Source organism: Bradyrhizobium sp. (assembly GCF_049519115.1).
GTDB lineage: Bacteria > Pseudomonadota > Alphaproteobacteria > Rhizobiales > Xanthobacteraceae > Bradyrhizobium.
Genome location: NZ_JBEKRB010000038.1, coordinates 66,912 through 87,525, shown reverse-complemented (window position 1 = coordinate 87,525; position 20,614 = coordinate 66,912). Strand labels below are relative to the sequence as shown.

Annotated in this window: 20 protein-coding genes and 1 riboswitch; of the genes, 13 read left to right on the top strand and 7 right to left on the bottom strand. The window is 61.6% G+C overall.

Annotated elements, in window-relative coordinates; translation table 11 throughout:
* Positions 1–9: 9 nt before the first annotated feature.
* The 5 genes from ABSE61_RS25315 (at position 10) to ABSE61_RS25295 (ending at position 4,703) form a co-directional block, all read left to right on the top strand.
* On the top strand, positions 10–963 hold the full coding sequence (locus ABSE61_RS25315) for a sulfonate ABC transporter substrate-binding protein (protein ID WP_423873872.1): 954 nt from the start codon (positions 10–12) through the stop codon (positions 961–963).
* A gap of 2 nt (positions 964–965) precedes the next feature.
* On the top strand, positions 966–2,135 hold the full coding sequence (ssuD, locus tag ABSE61_RS25310) for an FMNH2-dependent alkanesulfonate monooxygenase (RefSeq protein ID WP_423873871.1): 1,170 nt from the start codon (positions 966–968) through the stop codon (positions 2,133–2,135).
* Positions 2,132–2,938 (top strand): aliphatic sulfonate ABC transporter permease SsuC, encoded by an 807-nt coding sequence (gene ssuC, locus ABSE61_RS25305; RefSeq protein ID WP_423873870.1) that lies wholly within the window; start codon positions 2,132–2,134, stop codon positions 2,936–2,938. Before ssuD ends, ssuC begins: the two co-directional genes overlap by 4 nt.
* Positions 2,939–2,945: 7 nt before the next feature.
* A complete protein-coding gene (locus tag ABSE61_RS25300; RefSeq protein ID WP_423873869.1) occupies positions 2,946–3,782 on the top strand; it encodes an ATP-binding cassette domain-containing protein in 837 nt (278 codons plus the stop codon).
* A 132-nt stretch (positions 3,783–3,914) separates the two neighbouring features.
* The gene (locus ABSE61_RS25295) at positions 3,915–4,703 is read left to right on the top strand and encodes a molybdate ABC transporter substrate-binding protein (protein ID WP_423873868.1); all 789 of its coding nucleotides are present in this window, start codon (positions 3,915–3,917) and stop codon (positions 4,701–4,703) included.
* Positions 4,704–4,718: 15 nt separating this feature from the next.
* On the opposite strand, the gene ABSE61_RS25290 is transcribed toward ABSE61_RS25295, so the two are convergent.
* Both ABSE61_RS25290 and ABSE61_RS25285 read right to left on the bottom strand, forming a co-directional pair.
* Positions 4,719–5,693, bottom strand: a complete 975-nt coding sequence (locus ABSE61_RS25290) for a Bug family tripartite tricarboxylate transporter substrate binding protein (RefSeq protein WP_423873867.1) — start codon at positions 5,691–5,693, stop codon at positions 4,719–4,721.
* Positions 5,694–5,787: 94 nt separating this feature from the next.
* On the bottom strand, positions 5,788–7,005 hold the full coding sequence (locus ABSE61_RS25285; RefSeq protein ID WP_423873866.1) for an MFS transporter: 1,218 nt from the start codon (positions 7,003–7,005) through the stop codon (positions 5,788–5,790).
* A gap of 176 nt (positions 7,006–7,181) precedes the next feature.
* Between ABSE61_RS25285 and ABSE61_RS25280 the strand changes: the two genes are divergently transcribed.
* Complete coding sequence (locus tag ABSE61_RS25280) at positions 7,182–8,303, top strand: mechanosensitive ion channel family protein (protein WP_423873894.1); 1,122 nt, start codon at positions 7,182–7,184, stop codon at positions 8,301–8,303.
* Between the two features lie 56 nt (positions 8,304–8,359).
* On the opposite strand, the gene ABSE61_RS25275 is transcribed toward ABSE61_RS25280, so the two are convergent.
* A complete protein-coding gene (locus ABSE61_RS25275) occupies positions 8,360–8,521 on the bottom strand; it encodes a Flp family type IVb pilin (protein WP_423873865.1) in 162 nt (53 codons plus the stop codon).
* Between the two features lie 374 nt (positions 8,522–8,895).
* On the opposite strand from ABSE61_RS25275, the gene ABSE61_RS25270 reads away from it, so the two are divergent.
* Together ABSE61_RS25270 and ABSE61_RS25265 are read left to right on the top strand one after the other, a co-directional pair.
* Complete coding sequence (locus tag ABSE61_RS25270) at positions 8,896–9,288, top strand: DUF2231 domain-containing protein (RefSeq protein ID WP_423873893.1); 393 nt, start codon at positions 8,896–8,898, stop codon at positions 9,286–9,288.
* Positions 9,285–10,634: a PQQ-dependent sugar dehydrogenase gene (locus tag ABSE61_RS25265; RefSeq protein WP_423873864.1), complete on the top strand. Its 1,350-nt coding sequence runs from the start codon at positions 9,285–9,287 to the stop codon at positions 10,632–10,634. The genes ABSE61_RS25270 and ABSE61_RS25265 overlap by 4 nt, the downstream gene beginning before the upstream one ends.
* Positions 10,635–10,637: 3 nt before the next feature.
* Here ABSE61_RS25265 and ABSE61_RS25260 read toward each other — a convergent pair whose 3' ends face one another.
* The 4 genes from ABSE61_RS25260 to ABSE61_RS25245 are packed head-to-tail and all read right to left on the bottom strand — an operon-like array spanning position 10,638 to position 16,362.
* Complete coding sequence (locus ABSE61_RS25260; protein WP_423873863.1) at positions 10,638–11,819, bottom strand: xanthine dehydrogenase family Fe-S subunit; 1,182 nt, start codon at positions 11,817–11,819, stop codon at positions 10,638–10,640.
* Positions 11,816–12,652, bottom strand: a complete 837-nt coding sequence (locus ABSE61_RS25255) for an FAD binding domain-containing protein (RefSeq protein WP_423873862.1) — start codon at positions 12,650–12,652, stop codon at positions 11,816–11,818. Before ABSE61_RS25255 ends, ABSE61_RS25260 begins: the two co-directional genes overlap by 4 nt.
* A complete protein-coding gene (locus ABSE61_RS25250) occupies positions 12,649–15,039 on the bottom strand; it encodes a xanthine dehydrogenase family protein molybdopterin-binding subunit (RefSeq protein ID WP_423873861.1) in 2,391 nt (796 codons plus the stop codon). Before ABSE61_RS25250 ends, ABSE61_RS25255 begins: the two co-directional genes overlap by 4 nt.
* Positions 15,040–15,084: 45 nt before the next feature.
* Positions 15,085–16,362: an amidohydrolase/deacetylase family metallohydrolase gene (locus ABSE61_RS25245; protein WP_423873860.1), complete on the bottom strand. Its 1,278-nt coding sequence runs from the start codon at positions 16,360–16,362 to the stop codon at positions 15,085–15,087.
* Between the two features lie 150 nt (positions 16,363–16,512).
* Between ABSE61_RS25245 and ABSE61_RS25240 the strand changes: the two genes are divergently transcribed.
* From ABSE61_RS25240 to ABSE61_RS25220, 5 genes are all read left to right on the top strand, one after another.
* Complete coding sequence (locus ABSE61_RS25240; protein WP_423873859.1) at positions 16,513–17,007, top strand: MarR family winged helix-turn-helix transcriptional regulator; 495 nt, start codon at positions 16,513–16,515, stop codon at positions 17,005–17,007.
* A gap of 270 nt (positions 17,008–17,277) precedes the next feature.
* Positions 17,278–17,388, top strand: a riboswitch (guanidine-I (ykkC/yxkD leader).
* Between the two features lie 190 nt (positions 17,389–17,578).
* On the top strand, positions 17,579–18,394 hold the full coding sequence (locus ABSE61_RS25235; protein WP_423873858.1) for a nitroreductase family protein: 816 nt from the start codon (positions 17,579–17,581) through the stop codon (positions 18,392–18,394).
* A 25-nt stretch (positions 18,395–18,419) separates the two neighbouring features.
* Positions 18,420–19,274 carry a transporter substrate-binding domain-containing protein gene (locus ABSE61_RS25230; protein WP_423873857.1) on the top strand — a complete coding sequence of 285 codons (855 nt, stop codon included), beginning with the start codon at positions 18,420–18,422 and terminating at the stop codon, positions 19,272–19,274.
* 22 nt (positions 19,275–19,296) lie between these two features.
* Positions 19,297–19,941 (top strand): amino acid ABC transporter permease, encoded by a 645-nt coding sequence (locus tag ABSE61_RS25225; RefSeq protein WP_423873856.1) that lies wholly within the window; start codon positions 19,297–19,299, stop codon positions 19,939–19,941.
* On the top strand, positions 19,938–20,594 hold the full coding sequence (locus ABSE61_RS25220; protein ID WP_423873855.1) for an amino acid ABC transporter permease: 657 nt from the start codon (positions 19,938–19,940) through the stop codon (positions 20,592–20,594). Before ABSE61_RS25225 ends, ABSE61_RS25220 begins: the two co-directional genes overlap by 4 nt.
* Positions 20,595–20,614: the final 20 nt, after the last annotated feature.

Below are 20,614 nucleotides of genomic sequence, written 5' to 3'. Positions count from 1 at the left end.
GGGTACGAAATGAAACGGTTGTTGAAGTCCTGGATCGCAAAGGCGGTGCTCTCGATCGGTATCGTTTCCGCGATCGTCAGCGCCTCCTACGGACAAGATAAGGTTATCCGCATTGGGTTTCAGAAGTACGGCAAGCTGGTGCTGTTGAAGGGGCGCGGCACGCTTGAAGGCAAGCTCAAGCCGCTCGGCTATACGGTGTCGTGGACGGAATTTCCGTCCGGTCCTCCGCTTCTCGAGGCGCTGAACGTCGGCGCAATCGATTTCGGCGTCACCGGCGAGTCGCCGCCGATTTTCGCGCAGGCTGCCGGCGCGCCGCTGGTCTATCTCGCCAACGATCCGCCGGCGCCGCAGGGTGAGGCAATCCTGGTGCCGAAGGACAGCCCGCTCAAATCGGTCGCGGATCTCCGCGGCAAGAAGGTGGCGCTGAACAAGGGTGCCAATGTGCATTATCTGTTGGTGCGCGCCCTGGAGCAGGCCGGAATGAAATATACCGATATCCAGCCGGTTTTTCTGGCGCCGGCCGACGCGCTCGCCGCTTTCACGCGCGGCGCGGTCGATGCCTGGGTCATCTGGGATCCGTATGAGGCGGCCGCCGAAGCATCCACCGGCGCGCGGATTCTTGCCGACGGCACCGGGCTCGTTACCAACTATCAATTCTATTTTTCGTCGAAAAAGTTCCTAGCCGACAATCCGCAAGCCGTCGACCTCGTGCTTGAGGAGCTCAACGAAGTCGACGAGTGGACCAAAAAGAACATTCGCGCTGTGGCAGAGCAACTCAGTCCCTCCATCGGCCTTCCAGCGTCGGTGCTCGAAGTGTCGCTTAAGCGTGAAGCTTTTGGAACCCTGCCGATCAACAGTGAGGTGATCGCAAGCCAGCAACGCATCGCCGACACATTCTTCGCGCTTGGCTTGATTCCGAAAGCCGTGAACGTTTCCGAGCTTCAACGCAAACCCGGCTCCTGAGCATGACGCAGCCCAACTCCAAAGCCAACATCCTCTGGTTCTTGCCGACCCATGGCGACGGTCGCTACCTCGGTACGTCGACCGGCGGACGTGAGGTCAATTTCAACTATCTGCGCCAGATCGCCCAGGCTGCAGATCAAATGGGCTATTACGGCGTTCTGTTGCCGACCGGTCGAAGCTGCGAGGATTCCTGGGTTGTGGCCTCGGCGGTCGCGCCTTTCACCGAACGCCTGCGTTACCTCGTTGCGGTCCGGCCCGGCTTGCAATCGCCAACCGTTGCCGCGCGCATGACGGCCACATTGGATCGTGTGACCAACGGACGTCTTCTGATCAACGTCGTTACCGGCGGCGACCCCGTCGAGAACAAAGGCGATGGCATCTTCCTCGACCATGACGCGCGTTATGAAGTGACGCGGGAATTTCTCGGCGTCTATAACGATCTTCTGGCCGGCAAGACCGTCAACTTCGAGGGTAAGCATATCCGCATCGAGGACGGACGACTTTTGTTCAAGCCGATTCAGTCGCCGCGCCCGCCGCTGTATTTCGGTGGGTCGTCGGATGCCGGCATCGATGTCGCCGTCGATAGCGTTGACAAATATCTGACCTGGGGAGAACCGCCGGCGCAGGTTGCCGAGAAGGTCAACCGCGTGAAGGCCGCCGCCGGCAAGCGCGGCCGGAATCTGTCTTTTGGCATCCGTCTTCATGTGATCGTTCGCGAGACCTCTGAGGAAGCCTGGCGCGCGGCGGATGACCTGATCAAGCACGTCACCGACGAGACGGTCAACTCGGCACAAAAAATCTTTTCGCGGATGGACTCGATCGGGCAGCGGCGGATGATGCAGCTGCATGGCGGCCGGCGTGACAAGCTTGAGATCGCCCCAAATCTGTGGGCTGGCGTCGGTCTGGTACGCGGCGGTGCGGGAACGGCGCTGGTCGGTGATCCCGAAACCGTCGCCACACGGATCAGGGAATATCAGGATATCGGCATCGGTACGTTCATCATGTCGGGCTATCCGCACCTTGAAGAAGCCTATCGCTTCGCCGAGCTCGTGTTTCCGCGCCTCGAGATCGAGCGGCATGGCAGCAGCGTCCAATCCCGGGTCAATACCGGTCCGTTCGGGGAAACCATCGGCAACGATTTCCGGCCGCAGAAGCAGGCATCCGAGTCATGAGCGTCATCGAAAGTTTTTCCCGGATCCGGGCGACCAGGCTGCCAAGCGCCGAGGGCTTGATTCCCTGGCTCGTTCCGCTCGCGATCGTCCTCCTCTGGCAGCTCGCTTCCGTTACCGGCTTTGTGCCTGCGCGTGTGCTGCCGGCGCCGAGCGACGTGGTGCTAGCGGGCTGGAAGCTCCTGCTGTCCGGAGAACTGGTTCGCAATATGTGGGTCAGTTTCTGGCGCGCCGGCGTCGGCTTTCTGATCGGCGGCGGCATCGGCTTTGCATTTGGTCTTGCGAACGGGCTATCGCAACTCTCGTCCAAGCTGACCGACACCACCTTGCAGATGGTCCGCAACATTCCGCATCTGGCATTGATCCCGCTGGTCATCCTTTGGTTCGGCCTCGATGAGGCGGCCAAGCTTTTCCTGGTGGCGCTCGGCGTTTTCTTTCCAATCTACCTCAACACGCTTCATGGCATCCGCACCGTCGATCCGCAGCTGATCGAGATGGGACGTGTCTATGGCATGAGCGACGCCGAATTGTTCCGCCGTGTGATTTTTCCGGGCGCATTGCCCTCGATCTTTGTCGGCGTCCGGTTTGCGCTCGGCATCATGTGGCTGACGCTGATCGTCGCGGAAACCATCGCGGCCTCCTCGGGGCTTGGATATATGGCCATGCAGGCGAGAGAGTTTCTCCAGATCGACATCGTCGTCCTCTCGATCCTGATCTATGCGCTACTGGGCAAGCTCGCCGACAGCTCTGCGCGTGCGCTGGAAAGACTCACCTTGTCCTGGCACCCCGCGTTTCGAAAGTCCTGAGATGACGATGCAAGAAGTATTTCGACTCCAACAAGCGACGGCGGCGGAATCCTTGACGCAGTCCAGTATCGTCGAGCAGGCGCGCTCGCTGCGGCAACGGACGGACTCAACCCATCGTGGGTTGGCGCTGACCGTCCGCGGCTTGCGCAAGTCGTTCGGCGAGCACGAAGTGTTGCGCGGCATCGATGTGCATATTCCTGCCGGCCAGTTCGTCGCCGTCGTCGGCCGAAGCGGCTGTGGCAAGAGCACGCTGCTGCGATTGATCGCGGGGCTGGACCGGGCCGATGCAGGCACCATCTCGTTCGGCGGCGAGACGCTTGCGGAAGACATCCGTGTCATGTTCCAGGAGCCGCGGTTGTTGCCCTGGGCGCGCGTCCTTTCCAACGTCGAAGTCGGGCTCGGCCGTGAACGTAGCTCAGCGGATGCACAGGTGCGCGCCGATAGGGCGCTGGTTGAAGTGGGTCTCGACAGCAAACGCGGCCAATGGCCGGCGGCGCTTTCCGGTGGACAAAAGCAGCGCGTGGCGCTGGCGCGGGCGCTTGTGAGCCAGCCGCGCGTGCTGGCCTTCGACGAGCCGCTTGGCTCGCTCGATGCGCTGACGCGAATATCGATGCAAAATCTCCTGGAGCGGGTGTGGGTCGATCAGGGCTTTACGGCAATCCTCGTGACGCACGACGTTTCCGAGGCGGTTGCGCTGGCTGACCGCGTGCTGATCATCGAGGACGGTCGTATCGCACAGGATATCGACATCGACCTGAAGCGCCCCCGGGAACGGGGCTCGGCCGATGTGGCGGCTCTTGAGGGAGCCATTCTGCGCGAGTTGCTTCGCACGGAAGCCGAATAAGCGCGCCGTTTTCTAACCGCGCCGTTTTCGGCGCGGCCGGTTTCCGCCGGCTCCGCCGCGGCGGGTTCACCCGTCGTTGTCATGCCCTATTGCTCCGGCTATGCTTCGGACCAAACGAGGGGCAAGAAAATCATGATGGAAAAGCTTTTCACCCGGCAGGCTGCCGTTGCGGCTTTGGCCGGATGTTCGGTGCTTGTGGCTCTCGGAGCCTCACTGCCCGCCGCGTTTGCCGCCGAGGTGAAGGTCATGAGCACGGTCGCGCTCACGCCCGCATTCGGCGAACTCACACAGAAGTATCAGAGCGGCGGCAATCAGCTGAATATCGTCTTCGGCACCATCGCCAGCCTCAAGAAGCGTATCGACGCCGGCGAAACCGCTGATGTGATGATCCTCTCGCGTCCGGTGCTTGACGATCTGCAAACCCAGGGCAAGGTTGTCCAGGGCAGCGTCGCCAACATCGGTAAGTCCTATGTCGCCATCGGCATACGTGCCGGTGCGCCGCTGCCAGACATTGGCACGGTGGAAAAGCTGAAGGCAGTCCTTCTCGCCACCAAGTCGATCTCCTACGCCGATCCGGCGAAGGGCGGTGCCAGCGGCATCTATTTCGCCAAGGTGCTCGACCGTCTCGGCCTCGCCGATCAGATGAAATCAAAAACCGTGCTGGTGCCGGGGGCGGAAGCGGGCGAAATGGTCGCCAAGGGCGAAGCCGAAATGGGCGTGGCCCAGGCCTCGGAATTGGCTGCTGTTCCCGGCACGCAGGTCGTCGGCTCCCTGCCGGGTGATCTCAACAGCGAGATTGTCTTTGCCGTCGGCATTGGATCCACGAGCACAGATCCCGCGGCGGCCAAATCGCTGATCGAGCTTCTGACCGGTCCTGTGGGCGCCGCCGTCCTCAAGTCGAAAGGCATGGATCCGGCGTAACACGGCTTTTCCAGGTTAATTGCCGAGCTTGATGCCCGCATCCCTGATCAGTTTCGCCCACTCGGGCGTTTCCTTTCTGATGACAGCGGCAAACTCTTCCGGCGTATTGCCGACCGGCTCGAGGCCGAGTTCGTCGAATCTCTTGCGCAGCTGCGGCATCGCCAGTGCCTTGACGGTTTCCGTGTGCAATTTATCCAGAACATCTTGCGGCGTGCCCGTCGGCGCGAGAAGGCCAAACCACGGCACCGCTTCGAAACCGGGGAATCCGGATTCCGCCATGGTCGGCAGGTCGGGCGCCAGACTCGATCGCTTGATCGAGGTAATGGCCAGGGCGCGCAATTTGCCTTCGCGCGCGAGCGGCACCACGTTCACGATATTGGCAAACGACATGTTCACGCGATTGGCGAGCAGGTCCGGCATCAATGCCGTCGTGCCGCGATAGGCTACCGCTGCAATGTCGACATGCGCCTTGTATTTGAACAATTCGCCGCCCAGATGCTGCGACGTACCGACGCCGGCATGTCCATAGGAAAGCTTGCCGGGCTGCGCTTTGGCGAGCGCCACCAGTTCCGCCACGGTCTTGGCCGGTACCTCAGGCGGAACGGTGAGCACGTTCGCCGCGATGAACACCTGCGAGATTGGCGCGAAATCCTTCAGCGGGTCGAACGGCAACGTTTCGTACAGGCTCGGATTGATGACCAGCGAGGAGTTGCCGCCCATCAGCAGCGTGTAACCGTCGGCAGTTGCCTTGGCGACGCGCTCGGTGGCGATGTTGCTGCCGGCCCCGGGAATATTCTCGACCACGAACGGAGTGCCCCAGACTTCCGCAAACCGGTCCGCCAGCATGCGCGCCACCAGGTCGGGCGCTGTGCCGGGTGTGAAGCCGACCAGGATTTTCACCGGCCGATCAGGATAGCGGGATTGCGCCGATGCCGTCTCGGCCGCGAACAGCGCGAGCAGGGCGGCGAACAGCTTCGTACCGAGCTTCATCGTTTCCCCTCACACCCGAAATGCCCGATTGGTCGATCTCGAGCTTGACGGAAAGTGTGGCACCCGCAAACAGCGCCTGCAAGGCGCTACGCATTCAGTATTGCTTGACCGCAGTTCCCAGCGCGATCCAGAGCGCTGCGGCGGCGAGCCCAAGGCCGCCGAGCACGAGGAAGGTCGACGAAAAGCCAATATAGTTGGCGATGAAGCCGCCGAGCGCGGGGCTCAGTGCAGCGCCTGCGCCCTGGATGGTGATGACAGCGCCCTGCGCGAGATTGACGCGTCCGGTCGAATAGAGCGAGCGGGCGATCATGCCCGGCACGGCGACGCTTTGCAGGCCAATTCCTACCCCGTCCAGGATCTCGACCGGAACGACGCCCCACCATCCCGTGAGAAAGAAAGCGAACAGGCCACGCAACGGCAGCATCAAAAACGAGACGAGCATGAGCAGCCAGTAATTGCGCTTTTCGGCAACGCGCATCCCGACGATCGCGGCGATCACCATGGTGCCTTGTGCGATGACGACGATCGCGGCCACGAAGCTCGGGCCATTGGTCTGACTATCGGTGACCGCCGAAATGCCATATAGCGGAACGATGGCGGCGTTGCCGAGATGAAAGACGGCAAGCGCGAGCCCCAACACCAGAAGCGTCTTGTGCTTCAACAGCACCGCGAGCGCCTTGTGCTGACTGTCTGGCTCTTCCTTCTTGCTACCGCGCGCGGCGTCATGGTCGATTGAGCCGGGTGGAATCATCAAGACGCTCGCGATCGTGATGGCTCCGAACGTTGCGGCCAGCAGAAACACCGAGACATAGCCGAAGTGCCAGCCCAAAAAGCCGGAAGCTGCGGCGCCCACCATATTGCCGGCGTGATTGAAAGCCTGGTTGCGCCCGTTTTGCCGGTTGAACCCCTTCTGGCCAACGATGCCGAGTGTAATTCCGGTTACCGCAGGAACGATCGCGGCGCCGGCAATCGCCGTTGCGACTTGCGAAGCCAGGACCGCCCAGAAATTTTGCCACAGCAGAATGATCGAGGAACCGGCGACCACGGCCACGCCGGGGACGATGACCCAGGCACGCTTGTGACTGGACGTATCGATCAAGCCGCCGACCGGTGTCGTGATCAACATTCCGGCAATATTGCCGATCGTTAGCGCGGTGCCGATCAGGCCGCTGTCCCAGCCTCGCTGCGCCAGGAATACCCCGACGAAGGGCCCGATGCCGGACTGCATATCCGCCATAAAGAAATTGACGGCCAGAAGAGGCCAGAGCCAGGTTACGCGGCTTTGACGTTTCTCGGGCCGCTTGGTGGCCATATCGATCGAATGCTCAATTTTGTCGGCGCCGCCGCGAGGAACGAATAACGACGGTAGCTAACCGCCCGGCCGGACAGTCGTTCCCGATTTGCGGCGCAACGTTTCGGCTTTGCAGCAAACCCGTCGCCGGCCTGCGCGTTATCTCCGCGTGAAAACCCGGATCAAGCATGGAAAAAATCCACACGGCCTTGCAGGAGATTTTCGGGCTTCTGCCGGATTGGTTGGTCGGCCTCGGACTGGTCAGCTTTGCGATATTCTGCGCGCTGTCCGCGCATCGATTTTTCGCCTCAATGGCGAAACGCGCGATCGGACCGAAACGATCGATCGCGATTCAGATTCTGGAGACGACATCCGGGTCGAGCAAGCTTGCGGTTTGCCTCGTGGCCGTCGCCATCGTGCTGCCATTGGCGCCGTTGAACGACGACATGCGTAACGCGCTGACGCATCTGTTTGCGGTCGTCTCTATTGCTTTGGTCGGATGGATATCGATCCGGGCGGTCGACCTCGTTGCCGCGCGTTATTTGCAACGGTACCGTCTCGAGATCGAGGAAAACTTCCTCGCGCGAAAGCACGTGACTCAGGTGCGCGTTTTCAAGCGCGTGATCGATACGGTCATCGTCATCGTCGCGGTCTCGACGGCGCTCATGACATTCGAGTCAGTGAAGCAATATGGCGAGTCAGTGAAGCAATATGGCGTCAGCCTGTTTGCTTCCGCGGGCGCCGCCGGTCTCGTTGTCGGTCTCGCTGCCCGGCCGCCGCTGAGCAATCTCATTGCCGGCGTGCAAATCGCGGTGACCCAGCCGATCCGGATCGAGGATGCGGTCATCATCGAAGACGAGTGGGGCTGGGTCGAGGATATTGCCTCCACCTATGTCGTGATCCGATTGTGGGATTGGCGGCGGATGGTCGTGCCGCTTGCTTATTTCATCGAGCGGCCATTCCAGAACTGGACCAGAGACGCAGCTTCCCTGATCGGATCGATCATCCTTCACGTCGACTATGCCGCGGACGTGCCGAAAATCCGGGAGCGGCTTGAAGGGGTGGTGCGCGAATCCAAACTCTGGGACGGCGCCGTCGTCAATCTGCAGGTAGTGGATACCAACGCGCGAACCATGGAGTTGCGCGCACTCGTCAGCGCCAGAAACGCGCCGCAGGCCTGGGACCTTCGCTGCGAGATGCGGGAGAAGCTGGTCGCCTTCCTGCAGGCAGAGATGCCCGAAGCATCGCCGCGGGATCGCGCCGACGTGGCGCTACCGTCGGTCGACCACCGGATTCAGCCAATCCATGCGAGAACCTGAGCGCGTCACTACACGATCAATTGATCGTCGGGAGCCGCCGCGCTCGCGTCAAGGGCCTACTTCAGGGAGGTGTTGATCGCGGTGAATTTGGTGTTGAGCTTCGAACCGAGCCCGTTCACGGCCGCGATGATGGCAAGCGAAACGCCGGCAGCGATCAGGCCGTATTCGATGGCGGTAGCGGCGGTTTCGTCCTTTAGAAATCGGGAAATGACTTGCACGGTTGTTTCCTTGCGATCTTGTCTGGAGAAATTCGTTTTGAAAGACGACGCGCGATTTTTTCGCTATCGATTACTATAGAGCCATCCTCCTATGGAAACGCTAATTGCCTCGTAGAAATGCGGAACGACCTGGAACCCGTGCTTCTGTTTAAAAGTGAACAGAGATTTTCTTCCGTGGCATCGCCCCTGTCGCACATGCTGCATCAATTGCAGGATGGAGTTTTCACCACGTCGGAATCCTTCGAAAGGATTCAGGAACCTTGGTTATCGGCAGAGGTTGGATGGGGAGCGCGATACCGGCGATACACGAGGCTGCCTTGCAAAATGAACCGACCCTGCGCCCGGCGCAAACCGCTAGACACCCCATCCATCCGATGCTGATCCCGATTCCGATCGTCTGCTTTGTCGGAGCCTTGGTGACGGATATCGTTTATGCCGTCACCGCCGAGATGATGTGGGCGGACTTCTCGTCCTGGCTGCTCGCGGTCGGCATCATCGGCGGCGTGCTGGCCGCGATCGCCGGCCTGATCGATTTCCTCGGCAATCGGCTGATCCGTCAAGAAGCCCCGGCATGGCCGCACCTGATCGGAAATCTGGTGGCGCTGGTACTGGCCTTTATCAACAATCTCTTTCACACGCGCGATGCTTACACGTCGGTCGTGCCGGCCGGGCTCATTCTTTCGATCCTCACCGTGCTGGTGTTGCCCGTCACCGTCTGGTTCGGGCGGGAAATGGTTTATCGCTACGGTGCAGGAGTCGTTCGATGACAAAGCCGCGTGCTCGTTTACTTCGTTCCGCCCTGCTGTACAGCTCGCTGCTTTGTCTCGCCGGATGCAACGACGGCAGCGGCGATCCAAAGGCCCAGTTGGGAGCCAATCCGACCTTGCCGGAGCAGCATCAATATTGGCTGCCGCCGATGCACATAGCGCGTGTGGTCGGCTGGAGGAAGGACGAAACCCCGACCGCCGCGCACGGACTCAAGATCAATGCTTTGGCTACCGGCCTGCAGCACCCGCGCTCGCTGTATGTGCTTCCGAACGGCGATATCCTGGTCGTCGAATCCAAGGCGCCGCCAGCCGCGACCGTGAAGCGGCCCAAGGAATTCGTGATGAAGTGGATCGAGTCATGGGCCACGTCCGGCGGCGATACCGGACCGAGCAATCGCATCACGCTGCTTCGCGATACCAAGGGTACCGGGGTGCCGGACATGCAGAGCGTATTCCTCGACCATCTCAACTCGCCGTTCGGCGTCGCTCTCGTCGGCAACGATCTTTACGTCGCCAACACCGATGCGATCGTCCGGTATCCCTACCACGAAGGCGACACCAAGATCACCGAACCCGGCACGACGCTGACGCCGCTGCCGGGCGGCCCGATTGATCATCACTGGACCAAGAGCCTGGTCGCAAGTCCCGACGGTGCGCTGCTGTATGTCGGTGTCGGCTCCAACAGCAACATCACCGAGAACGGCATGGAAGCAGAGCACAATCGCGCCGCGATCCTGGAAGTCGATCGCGCCAGCGGCCGCTTTCGCATTTTTGCAAGCGGCCTGCGCAATCCGAACGGACTCTCGTTTGAGCCTCAGAGCCACGCGTTGTGGGCTGTGATCAACGAGCGAGACGAATTGGGTCCTGACCTCGTGCCCGACTATATGACTTCGGTGAAGGACGGCGCGTTCTACGGCTGGCCCTACAGCTATTACGGCCAGCACGTTGATCCGCGCGTCCAGCCGCAGCGCCCGGATCTGGTCGCCAAGGCCGTCGCCCCGGATTATGCGCTGAGTTCGCACGTCGCGCCGCTGGGGCTCACGTTCAATACCGGTACAGGCCTGCCGAATTCTTATGCCGGCGGCGCGTTCGTCGGCGAGCATGGCAGCTGGAACCGGCAAGTACTGAACGGCTACAAGGTGGTGTTCGTGCCTTTCAGCGACGGCAAACCGAGCGGCATGGCGCAGGATGTCGTGACGGGATTTCTCAACAACGATAATCAGGCGCGCGGACGCCCGGTGGGCCTGGCGATCGACAAGTCAGGGGCATTGTTAGTGGCGGATGACGTCGGCAATACAGTGTGGCGGGTGACCTCGGGCAATCAGCAGGTGACGCAAAGCCAATAAGGCCTAGGCGTCCCGATTTTTGCGCAGGCCTTTCAAAAGTCCCTTCAAGAGATCAAAGGCCAGCATCAGGCCGTTGAGCTGCTTCGGCTGTTCTGGGGCCGCACCCGACAGGCTCAGACCGAGGTTGCGCGCGAATTCCGCCGTCAGCCGTTTGGCGAGATCGCGCACCAGTCCCTCGCGCGCGATCTGGGCGAGAAAGCCCCGCAGGCTGTAGCCGATCGAAAGTTCGACGCGGGTTGAGGCCCCGTCGTCGCGCGGTAACAGACGATAGCGGATGTCGCCTTGCGTGGACGAGCGGCTGCGCTGGTCGTTTCCGATTCCGATGATCCGGCCGGAGAGCGTCGCGGCATCACGCTCGATTCTCACGGCACCGCGAAAACTCGCCGAGATCGGGCCAAGCTTGACGCCGATTTGCCCTTCGGCGCGGTCGGGAGAGGGCGTCGCCGTCAGGGTCGCACCGGGGAGACAGGCCGCGACCCGCTTCACATCGCCGAACATGTCGAAGACCTTGCCGGGTGGAAAGGCGACGGTGAAATGTTCGTCGAAGTTTTTGTCGGGCACGAAATCCGGAACGGGCATCGCGGCGTGGTCGCCCGGCGGCTCGTCAGTGACAGCGGTCTTCGGCCCAACAGTGCTGGTTGATTTCTGCAGCGCGCCATTGCCGGATCCGACGGGTCCAAGTTTCTGGCGTCCGGCACCCGGGACCGGCGCAATCCCTCGGCTCCGTCGCGCATCGATCACCGAGCGGATCGCGCGCACAATTCCGACATAGCCGGTGCAGCGGCACAGATTGCCGCTCATGCCGATGCGAATGGTGCGTTCATCAGAGGTCTCGAGACGCAACACGAGATCCCGCGCCGATATCAGCATGCCCGGCGTGCAATAGCCGCACTGCAGGGCGTGCTCGCGGCTGAACGCGAGGCGCAGCTCGGTTGCGACCTCGTCGTTGTCGAGGCCTTCGATCGTGGTGACGTGTGCGCCGTCGCAAGCCGCCGCAAAAGTGATGCAGGAGCGTGCCGGCATATCGTCGAGCAACAGCGTGCACGCCCCACATACGCCGTGTTCGCAACCGAGATGCGTCCCGGTCAGGTCGAGCTGGTCGCGCAGGAAATCCGCCAGATGGGTGCGCGGATCAACGGGCTTGTTGACCGCGCGTCCGTTGACGGTGAGGCCGATCGTTGTCATGCCGCGGCCTCATCGATCGCACGGCGCAGGATCGCGATATGGATATGCCGGTCGACGGCGTTCGCGATGCCGGCTTTGATCAGGAGGGCATCGGCCGCACTCGCCACGAACTCGCGTTTGAAGTTGCCGGTGATCTTCCCGCCGAACAGCGGCGATGCGTCGGTCAGAACAATCGGTGGTGCTTCAATCGCCCCGATCACCACGCGCCCCGTTGTCGCTTCCGGATCGATCAGCACGGCGGCAATGGCGTGGGCGAATTCGCCGGGTTTGCGGCAGGCTTTCACATAACCCCACCGCGCCGAGGCGCGCATGACGGGAACACGCACGGCTTCGACCAGTTCGTTTTCTTGAAGGGCGGATTCCAGCGCGCCGGTCATGAAATCCTCGATCGCAAGGTCTCGATGCCCGGCAGAACTTCGCAGCCGAATTTTGGCGCCGAGTGCCGGCAAGACCGAAACCCAATCCGCTGCGGGGTCGGCGTGGGAAAGCGAACCACCGATCGTGCCACGGTTACGGACGGCGCGGTAGGCGATGCCGCCTGCGACCCGCCGCATCGCATTGTGGGTAACATCGGGAATCCGCCCGTCCTCGATATCGCCATGCGTCACGCAGGCGCCGATCACGAGTTCGTCGCCGCTTCGTTCGGCATGCTTGAGTTCGCCGAGCCCGGTAATATCGATAATCAGATCGGGCTGGACCAGGCGAAGGTTGAGCATCGGACCGAGCGATTGTCCGCCGGCCATGATCTTGGCGACTCCCTTGGCTTCGGCCATCAGGGCAATGGCCGCATCCAGGCTTGCCGGCCGCTCATAGGCGAAGGGCGCGGCTTTCATGCGGGCCGGCTTTCCGATCCGCGCGCTTCCAGCACGGCCTCGACGATCCGGCGTGGCGAGATCGGCGAATGTCTGAGTTTGACGCCAAACGGCCGCAGCGCGTCGTTCACCGCATTGGTGATCGCCGCCGGCGGTGCGATGGCGCCGCCCTCGCCGATCCCCTTGACGCCGAACATGGTGTAGGGCGACGGCGTCTCCATGTGGTCGACGCGCGGTTCGGGGACTTCCGTCGGTCCCGGCAACAAATAATCCGCAAGCGTCGTAGCGAGCGGCTGGCCTGCGCTATCGAACGGCATCTCTTCAAAAAGCGCCGTTCCGATGCCTTGGGCGAGGCCGCCGAAAATCTGGCCATCCACCACCATGGGATTAAGCAGCACGCCGCCGTCTTCGACGATCATGTAATCCAATATCTCGACGTCGCCGAGGTCGGGATCGACAGCGACCGTCACCGCATGCACCGCGTAGCTAAAGGTGCCGCTGTCGCGCTGCGGCTTGTAGCCGCCGATTGCTTCCAGCCCGGCAGGGTCGACATCGGGCGGCAAATCCTGCGGCCGCCGGTACCAGGTGTGGGCAATCTCGGACAGGCCGATGTCGCTGTTCGGTCCGCAGACGCGTCCGTCCCGCAAGATGACGGATGCCGGATCGAGTTGCAGCAGTTTGGCGCCGATGCGTTTGGCGCGCTCCGCAATGATCTCGCAGGCGGTACCGACCGCGCCGCCGGCCATCACCGCCGAGCGCGAGCCCCAGGTTCCGGTCGAATAGGGCGTCATCGCGGTATCGCCGTGGATGACGCGGATTTTCGCGGTGTCGATGCCCAGAATCTGGTTGGCGACCTGGGCCAGCGTCGTCTCCATGCTTTGGCCGTGCGACTGCACACCGACCCGTAGTTCCAGCCCGCCATCGGGCGTCATGCGTGCGGTCGCCTGCTCGTGTCCGGGCACCATCGGAATGCCCCAGCCGGAGTAAACCGACGTACCGTGCGCCGCCTGCTCGCAATAGACGGACATTCCAAAGCCGATCAACCGTCCGTCCGGTTCTTTGTCGCGTTGTCGCTTGCGGATCGCCGCGACGTCGACCGCCCCTAACATACGCCGCATGGCTTCCGGATAGTTGCCGCTGTCGAAATGCTTTTTGGTGATGTTCTCGAACGGCATTTCCTCCGGAGCAACCAGATTGCGTATCCGGACCTCGTGAGGCTCCAGCCCCGCTTCGACGGCAACGGCGTCCAGCATGAGCTCGAGCGCAAAGCAGACGCCGGTTCGCGCTACGCCGCGGTACGGCAAAATCGGGCACTTGTTGGTGGCCGCCGAATAAGTCCGGCAGCGATAGGCCGGCATTCGATAGGGGCCCGGCAAAATGCTGACGACCTGAGCGGCTTCGAGGCAGGCCGAAAAGGGATAGGACGAGTAAGCGCCGGAATCGACGGTTGCCTCGCAATCGATGCCGCGCAGTGTGCCGTCGCGGTCGGCATAGACGGTGATCTTGTAGTGATGCTCACGGCAATTCGCGCTGGCGCTCAAATGCTCGCGCCGATCCTCGATCCAGCGGACCGTCAGTCCTTTATAGAGAGCGAGCCAGGAAAGGCAGACTTCTTCCGGCAGCAAGATTCCCTTGTGCCCGAAGCCGCCGCCGATATCGGGCGACACGACGCGAATGCGTCCCTGCTCGATATCAAGCGTGTCGGATAGCCCGTTGCGCACGATATGCGGCATCTGCGCGCCGGTGTAGAGCGTGAGCTGGTCGAGCCTGTGATCGAAGGTGGCGACGACCCCGCGACCTTCCATGGGCGACATGCATTGACGCGCGGTCGAGATTTCATGGGAGACCTTGATCGGCGCATCGAACGCTTGCGTGATGTCGAGCTCGAAGAAACTTTCGAGGAAGACATTGTCGCCCCAGTGCTCGTGAACCAGCGCGCTACCGGGCTCGCGCGCTTTTAGCATGTCGTAGACGGCGGGAAGCGGCTCGAGGTCGAGCGTGACTGCGGCCGCGATATCTTCGGCTTCAGCTCGAGTCTCCGCCACGCACATCGCCACCATCTCACCGACATGGCGGACCTTGCCGGTCGCAAGCACAGACTGCTCGGAGACCTTGAAGCCGGGCAGCGCCGTCACCGCGCGGATCGGCTTCACATTGGTCAGGTCATCCGCCGTGAAGACAACGTCACGATAGCGGTCCGGAATGTGGATGGCTTTGATGCGGGCATGCGCCAGCGGGCTGCGGACGAAGGCGACATCCTGTAGGCCCGGAACTCTGATATCGGCGACGAACTGGCCACGACCGCGCAGGAAGCGGTCATCCTCCTTGCGGAGCATCCGGGCGCCGACGCCCTGTCCGGCTTCCGCGGCCGTTGATGCAGTTTCAGATTCGAGTTTGCCGGCTGCCATCCCCTGTGCCGTTCCGTTAGCCGCTAGCAGTTCATCAGCGGAGAGCTAAGCGGCCACCGCGCGCGGCAGGATCGGGGCAATGGCATCATAACGGACGCCCGCCCGCAAGCAGAACGCAGGTTGCAACAGGCGGTCGGCGACCACTTCCGTCTTCTCGTTGTCGCGCAGGACGTAGCGGCCGCGCTTCTCGTCCAGCACCGTGACGTCGGCATCGACGCCGGAGCGCAACGTGCCGATCGCATCGGAAAGCCCGAGCATCTCCGCCGGATGCGAGGTCACCATCGGCACCACCTGCTCGAGCGTCAGGCCCAGCGCCATCATCGAACTCATGGCCTGCACCAGGCTGAACTTGGCCTGTCCCGCGAACGGATGATTCTCGTCATCGGCCGCTTCGTCAGGTGTCCCGGCAGGCGCCGGGATATGGGTGTTATAGCCGTGAATGTCGGCGCCAAGCGTGGTCGGCATGATGCCGGCGGCAATCGCCTTGCGGGCGAGACGATAAGAGAAGTGACTGCCGTGCCCGACGTCGACCTTCAGTCCCTTGTCGAGGGCGGCCTGGATAACAGGATGCACCTCGCCTTCGCGATTGACGAAGCCGCCCGGATGACGCGTGAACGGATGGGCAAGAACATCGCCGGCGCGCAGCAACGGAATCACGCGCTCGAGGATGGTATCGACATCCTCCCCGTTGGTGCCGCTCGCCGGCAGTCCCCAGAGCTGACCGAAATGAACATAAACCGGCAAATCGGCGCGACGCCCGATCTCGGCCGCCATTTCGATGACACGAATGCCCCAGCGGGCAAAACCGCCGATTTCAGCATGGGCCTTGATGCCGCGAACGAGGTCACGGTTGGCGGTCGCCGACTTCACCGTGGCGTCGATGTCAACGCATTCGGGGCTATAGAGGTTGGGGTAATAATGTCCTTCCAGGCCTCCGACCAGATAGGCGGACAGAAAGGCCAGCGTGCGCGACTTGGCCTGCTCGACAATAAAGTGCCGAAAGCCGGGCAACGTCATGCAGGACGGTCCGCCCTGATCGACCAAGGTCGTGACCCCTGACTGGACGCCCACCATATCGGCATTCACCCCGAAGCGGCCTGTGACATATTGATAGACATGGGCGTGCGTATCGATTAGCCCCGGCAAGACGATCTTGTCGCTGACATCGATGACTTCCCTGGCGCTGGTCGGCAAGATGTCGGATTGAACCGCGGCGATTTTGCCGTTGCGGATCGCCACGTCCTTCAGGCCGTCGATCCCTGCGGCCGGATCGATCACGCGGCCCCCGCGCAGGAGCAGGTCGAAGCTGGTGTTCACGGACATGGCTGATATCCTCTTCCGGAGCTGGTTTTGTTGTCAATTATAGAGCCGGCCGAATGCGAAGTACACTTCGTATTTTGCATGCAGGGTGTTTTGAATACGGCAGCATTCGTACCATAGGCTGCATCAAAAGGGTGCAGCAAGAGCGAGGCCATGACGAGCAGAAACGGGAAAACAGCACAGCGGCGCGGCGGCGCCTGGCCGCTGGAAAAACGGCCGGGATTTTTGATCCGGCGGCTGCACCAGATCCACGTCGCGTTGTTTCAAAGAAAATGCGCCGCGTTCGATCTGACGCCGCTGCAATACAGTCTTCTGACCGCGTTGGCGCGCTGTGGAACCGCTGATCAGACCACTTTGGCGGCGGAAGTCATGCTCGACCGCACCACCACCACCGGCGCACTTAAGCGTTTGCAAACCCGCAAATTTATCGAACGAACCGTGCATAGCCGGGATCGGCGGGCGCAAATGTGCCGGCTGACCAAATCCGGTGTGCGCCTGTTACGGCAGATCGAGGCGTCGGCGCGTGCGGCGCATCATGAGACGCTGGAAGGTCTCAGCAAGGCCGAGCAAAAGCGGTTCATCACGATGATGCAGAAGGTCGTGGCCGCGCGCACCACGGAGGCGGAGACCGCGGCCGTGCCGGACTGATAGCTCCTGCCCGAGCGGCCGGGCGACTATAATCTGTGCAGTCTGCCTGAAAAGCCATCGCTCAGGTCTGTGCGCTTCAGGAGCGGCCGGCGGCCAGAGTGCAATTGCGAAGCATACTTCGTATTTTGTGCTCTGACAGAGATACTCTGTCGGCGATTCCTCGCCGGACAGAGGCACTTGGCGCCAGAAGCGCGATTTGAGCGTGGCTGGCGCCTGAGGGCGCCGAACTGCCCGCCAGTTTGGCATGTCCCTTGCTCCTTATTTCGTCATTGAGTTGGTGGCTAGGGTTCCGCATCGCGCTTTCGCGGTGGCTGGTCCGAGAGCTGCCGCCTGAGCGGGAGAAATCCGCGCAGATCACGGCGGGATAAAATCCCGGGAGACCTCAGTAGCCTTTAGATTGGCGCTGCGCAGGTCGGTGCCAATTTCCAGGATTTTGTAGTGATGTGGAGTTGGTGATGAACTGCCTCATGTCTCGACCGATGGTGCCGAAGCTTCTCGCCGGCAAATTCATCTACGGCACCAAGCAACATTCTCAGCTTACGGGGCTGCGCTGATGGCGGGGATGGCGGACATGTTGGCTCGCCGCTTTGGCGACGGCGGTGCCTCGCCGGAAGGCACTGAGGACAATGAGCTGATGCGCCGCGTTCTCACCCGCAAGACGGTGCGGCGCTACAGCGAGAAGTTGCCCAGCGAAGAGCTGCTGGATCTTCTGACCGCGTGCGCCTTGAGTGCATCGGCAAAATCAGACTTTCAGCAGGCGTCTATCCTGCGGCTGCGCGATCCGCAAAAGCGCGCCGCGGTCGGCGCTCTGTTTCCGAGCATGCCATGGATCGGAAATGCGCCGGTCTTCTTTGTGTTTCTTGGCGATGCCAGGCGGCTGAATCGTATTGGCGAACTGCGCGGCAAGCCGGTCGACAATTCGACGCTGGAAGGCTTCTTCAACGCGAGCATCGACGCGGCGCTGGCGATGCAGACCCTGATCCTCTGCGCGGAATCCAGCGGGCTCGGCGTCTGCCCGATCAGCGTCATCCGCAATGAGATCGACAAGGTCGCCGAAATTCTGGCGTTGCCCGACCTGGTATTTCCGGTCGCGGGGCTTTGTCTCGGTTATCCTTCGGCTGAAGGTTTTGTCAGCCTGCGCCTGCCGCGTGCGGTGACGATACACATCGATCGTTACGATGACAGGGCGCTTTCGGCCTCGATCGACGACTACGACCGCCGTCGCGATGCGATTCATGCGATCCCAAAGGATCAGCAGCGGTCCAATGCCGAGTTCGGCGAGGCCGCTTTTTACGGCTGGTCCGAAGACAAGGCCCGCCAGGCAGCGAAAGCCGAAGGCGCGGCGTTCCCGCCTTATCTGCGATCCCACGGTTTTACGTTCGATTGATTGACCAACAAAAGGGGAGACCTCGATGATGATCGTTTCTAATATCTGCAATCCAGTGTCCAGACGACTGACTTTGGGGCTGGCTGCCGCTCTGCTCGCTGTGCCGGCCTTGTTCGGCAGTGCGCAGGCCGCAAGCATGGACGAAATCAAGAAGCGCGGCCTGATCGTTGCGACCGAGGATGATTTCCGTCCCTTCGAATTCGTCAAGGACGGCAAGGCGACTGGCTTCGACAACGAGATGATCGAAGATCTGCGCAAATACGCGCCGTTCGAGATCAAGCAGCAGATCCTGCCATGGACCGGCATTCTCGCCGGCGTCAGCACCGGCAAATACGATGCCGCCATCACGGCCGTTATCATCACCAAGGAAAGACTGGCATCGCTCGACTTCACCAGCCCGATCGCGGATGCGACCCACTATTACGTCAAGCGCAAGGACGACAAGAGCATTTCGTCGATCAAGGATCTGAACGGTAAGACGGTCGGCGTGCAGGCCGGCAGCGCATTGCTGGCGCGGTTGCCCGAACTCGGCGCCATGCTGGAGAAGGAAGGCGGAAAGCTCGGCAAGGTCGTCGAGTATACCTCTTATCCCGAAGCCTATCAGGATCTCGCGCTCGGCCGCGTCGATTATGTCGTCAACACCGTCGTCAACCTGCAGACGATGGTAGCTGAAAAGCCCGGCGTATTTGAATTGGGGCAGGCCGTCTCCGGCAAGTCGTACCCGGCGTGGGCCGTTGCCAAGGGCAATACCGAGCTTCTCAGTTTCCTGAACGGCTTCATTGCCAAGGAAAAGGAAACCGGCCGTTTCGCGGAATTGCAGAAGAAATGGTTCGGGGAATCGTTCCCGAGTCTGCCGGCGAAGTGGGATCCCGAATTCTAATTCAGGGATTGGCTGATCGGTCATGAGCTGGGGCGATCTGCTGGCCATTCTTCAGGGTGCCGTCGTGACAGTGACACTGTCATTCGCCGGCATCCTGATCGGCTCGCCGATCGGCCTCGCCTTGGCGGTGTTGCGGTGGGCCGATGTGCCGGTCGCGGCGAGCGCCGTCGCCGTCTATGTCAGCATCCTGCGCGCGACGCCGCTTGTGACCTTGTTGCTCTTGCTGTTCTTTGCGCTGCCCAATATCGGGATCGCGGTTGACCCGATCTCGGCGGCCATTCTTGCCTTGGTCATGAGTACAGCCGCGTTCAATTGCGAAGTCTGGCGCGCGTCGCTGATGAATTTTCCGAAAGATCAATACGAGGCGGCCCAGTCGGTGGGGATGAACGCTACCCTCAGATTTCGCCGTATCTTGCTGCCGCAAATCGCGCGCGCCAGCCTTCCCGGCCTCGTCAACGAGATGTCGTTGTTGATCAAGGTGACGCCGGCGCTCGCTGTGGTCGGGGTCGTCGATATCACACGAGCGGCGGTGCGGATCGGTGCCGAGACCTACGAGCCGCTGCCGCCTTTCCTGGTCGCGCTCGCGCTCTACGTGCCGATCGTATTTATATTGGTTTCGCTGCAACGCTGGATCGAGCGGCGTCAAATCAGGGCCGAAGCCGCATGATTCATGATTTCGGCATCGTCTGGGGTGAGCGCAGCCTGCTCTTGAGCGGGCTTGCCAATACGGCCATTCTCTCGGTGTTATCGGCGGTCGCGGCGCTGCTGGTCGGCTTTATCCTGACGCCGGCGCTGATGTCGAAGCGGCCCTGGCTTGCCTGGACGGCACACAGCCTTGTCGACGGCATGCGGTGCGTGCCGTTCCTGCTGCTTGCCTATATCGTCTATTATGGCTTGCCGTCGCTGGGCCTCCGGCTGGACAACTGGACCGCCGGGCTTGCGGCGCTGACAATCTACAATGCGGCCTATATGGCGGAAATCCTGCGCGGGGCCTGGGCGGCGCAGCCGCGCGAGCCGATCGAGGCGGGTGTGGCCTTCGGCTTTTCAAGCCTTTCGCTGTTTCGTCGTATTATCCTGCCGCCCCTTCTGCTGGCGGCGGGGCCGGTGATCGGCAATCAGATCATCCAGATCGTCAAGGACAGCGCCTTTCTCACCATCATCGCGTTGCCCGAACTCACCCATGCCGCCGCCTCTATCCAATCGCGGCACTACGTTCCGTTTGCAGCTTTCATCACCGCGGTGTTTCTCTATTGGGGCCTGTGTCTTATCATTGAGGCCGGGGTGAATACCGTCGACCGCATGGCGGCGACGAGGCGTTAGGATGCGAATGTCTGAATCGG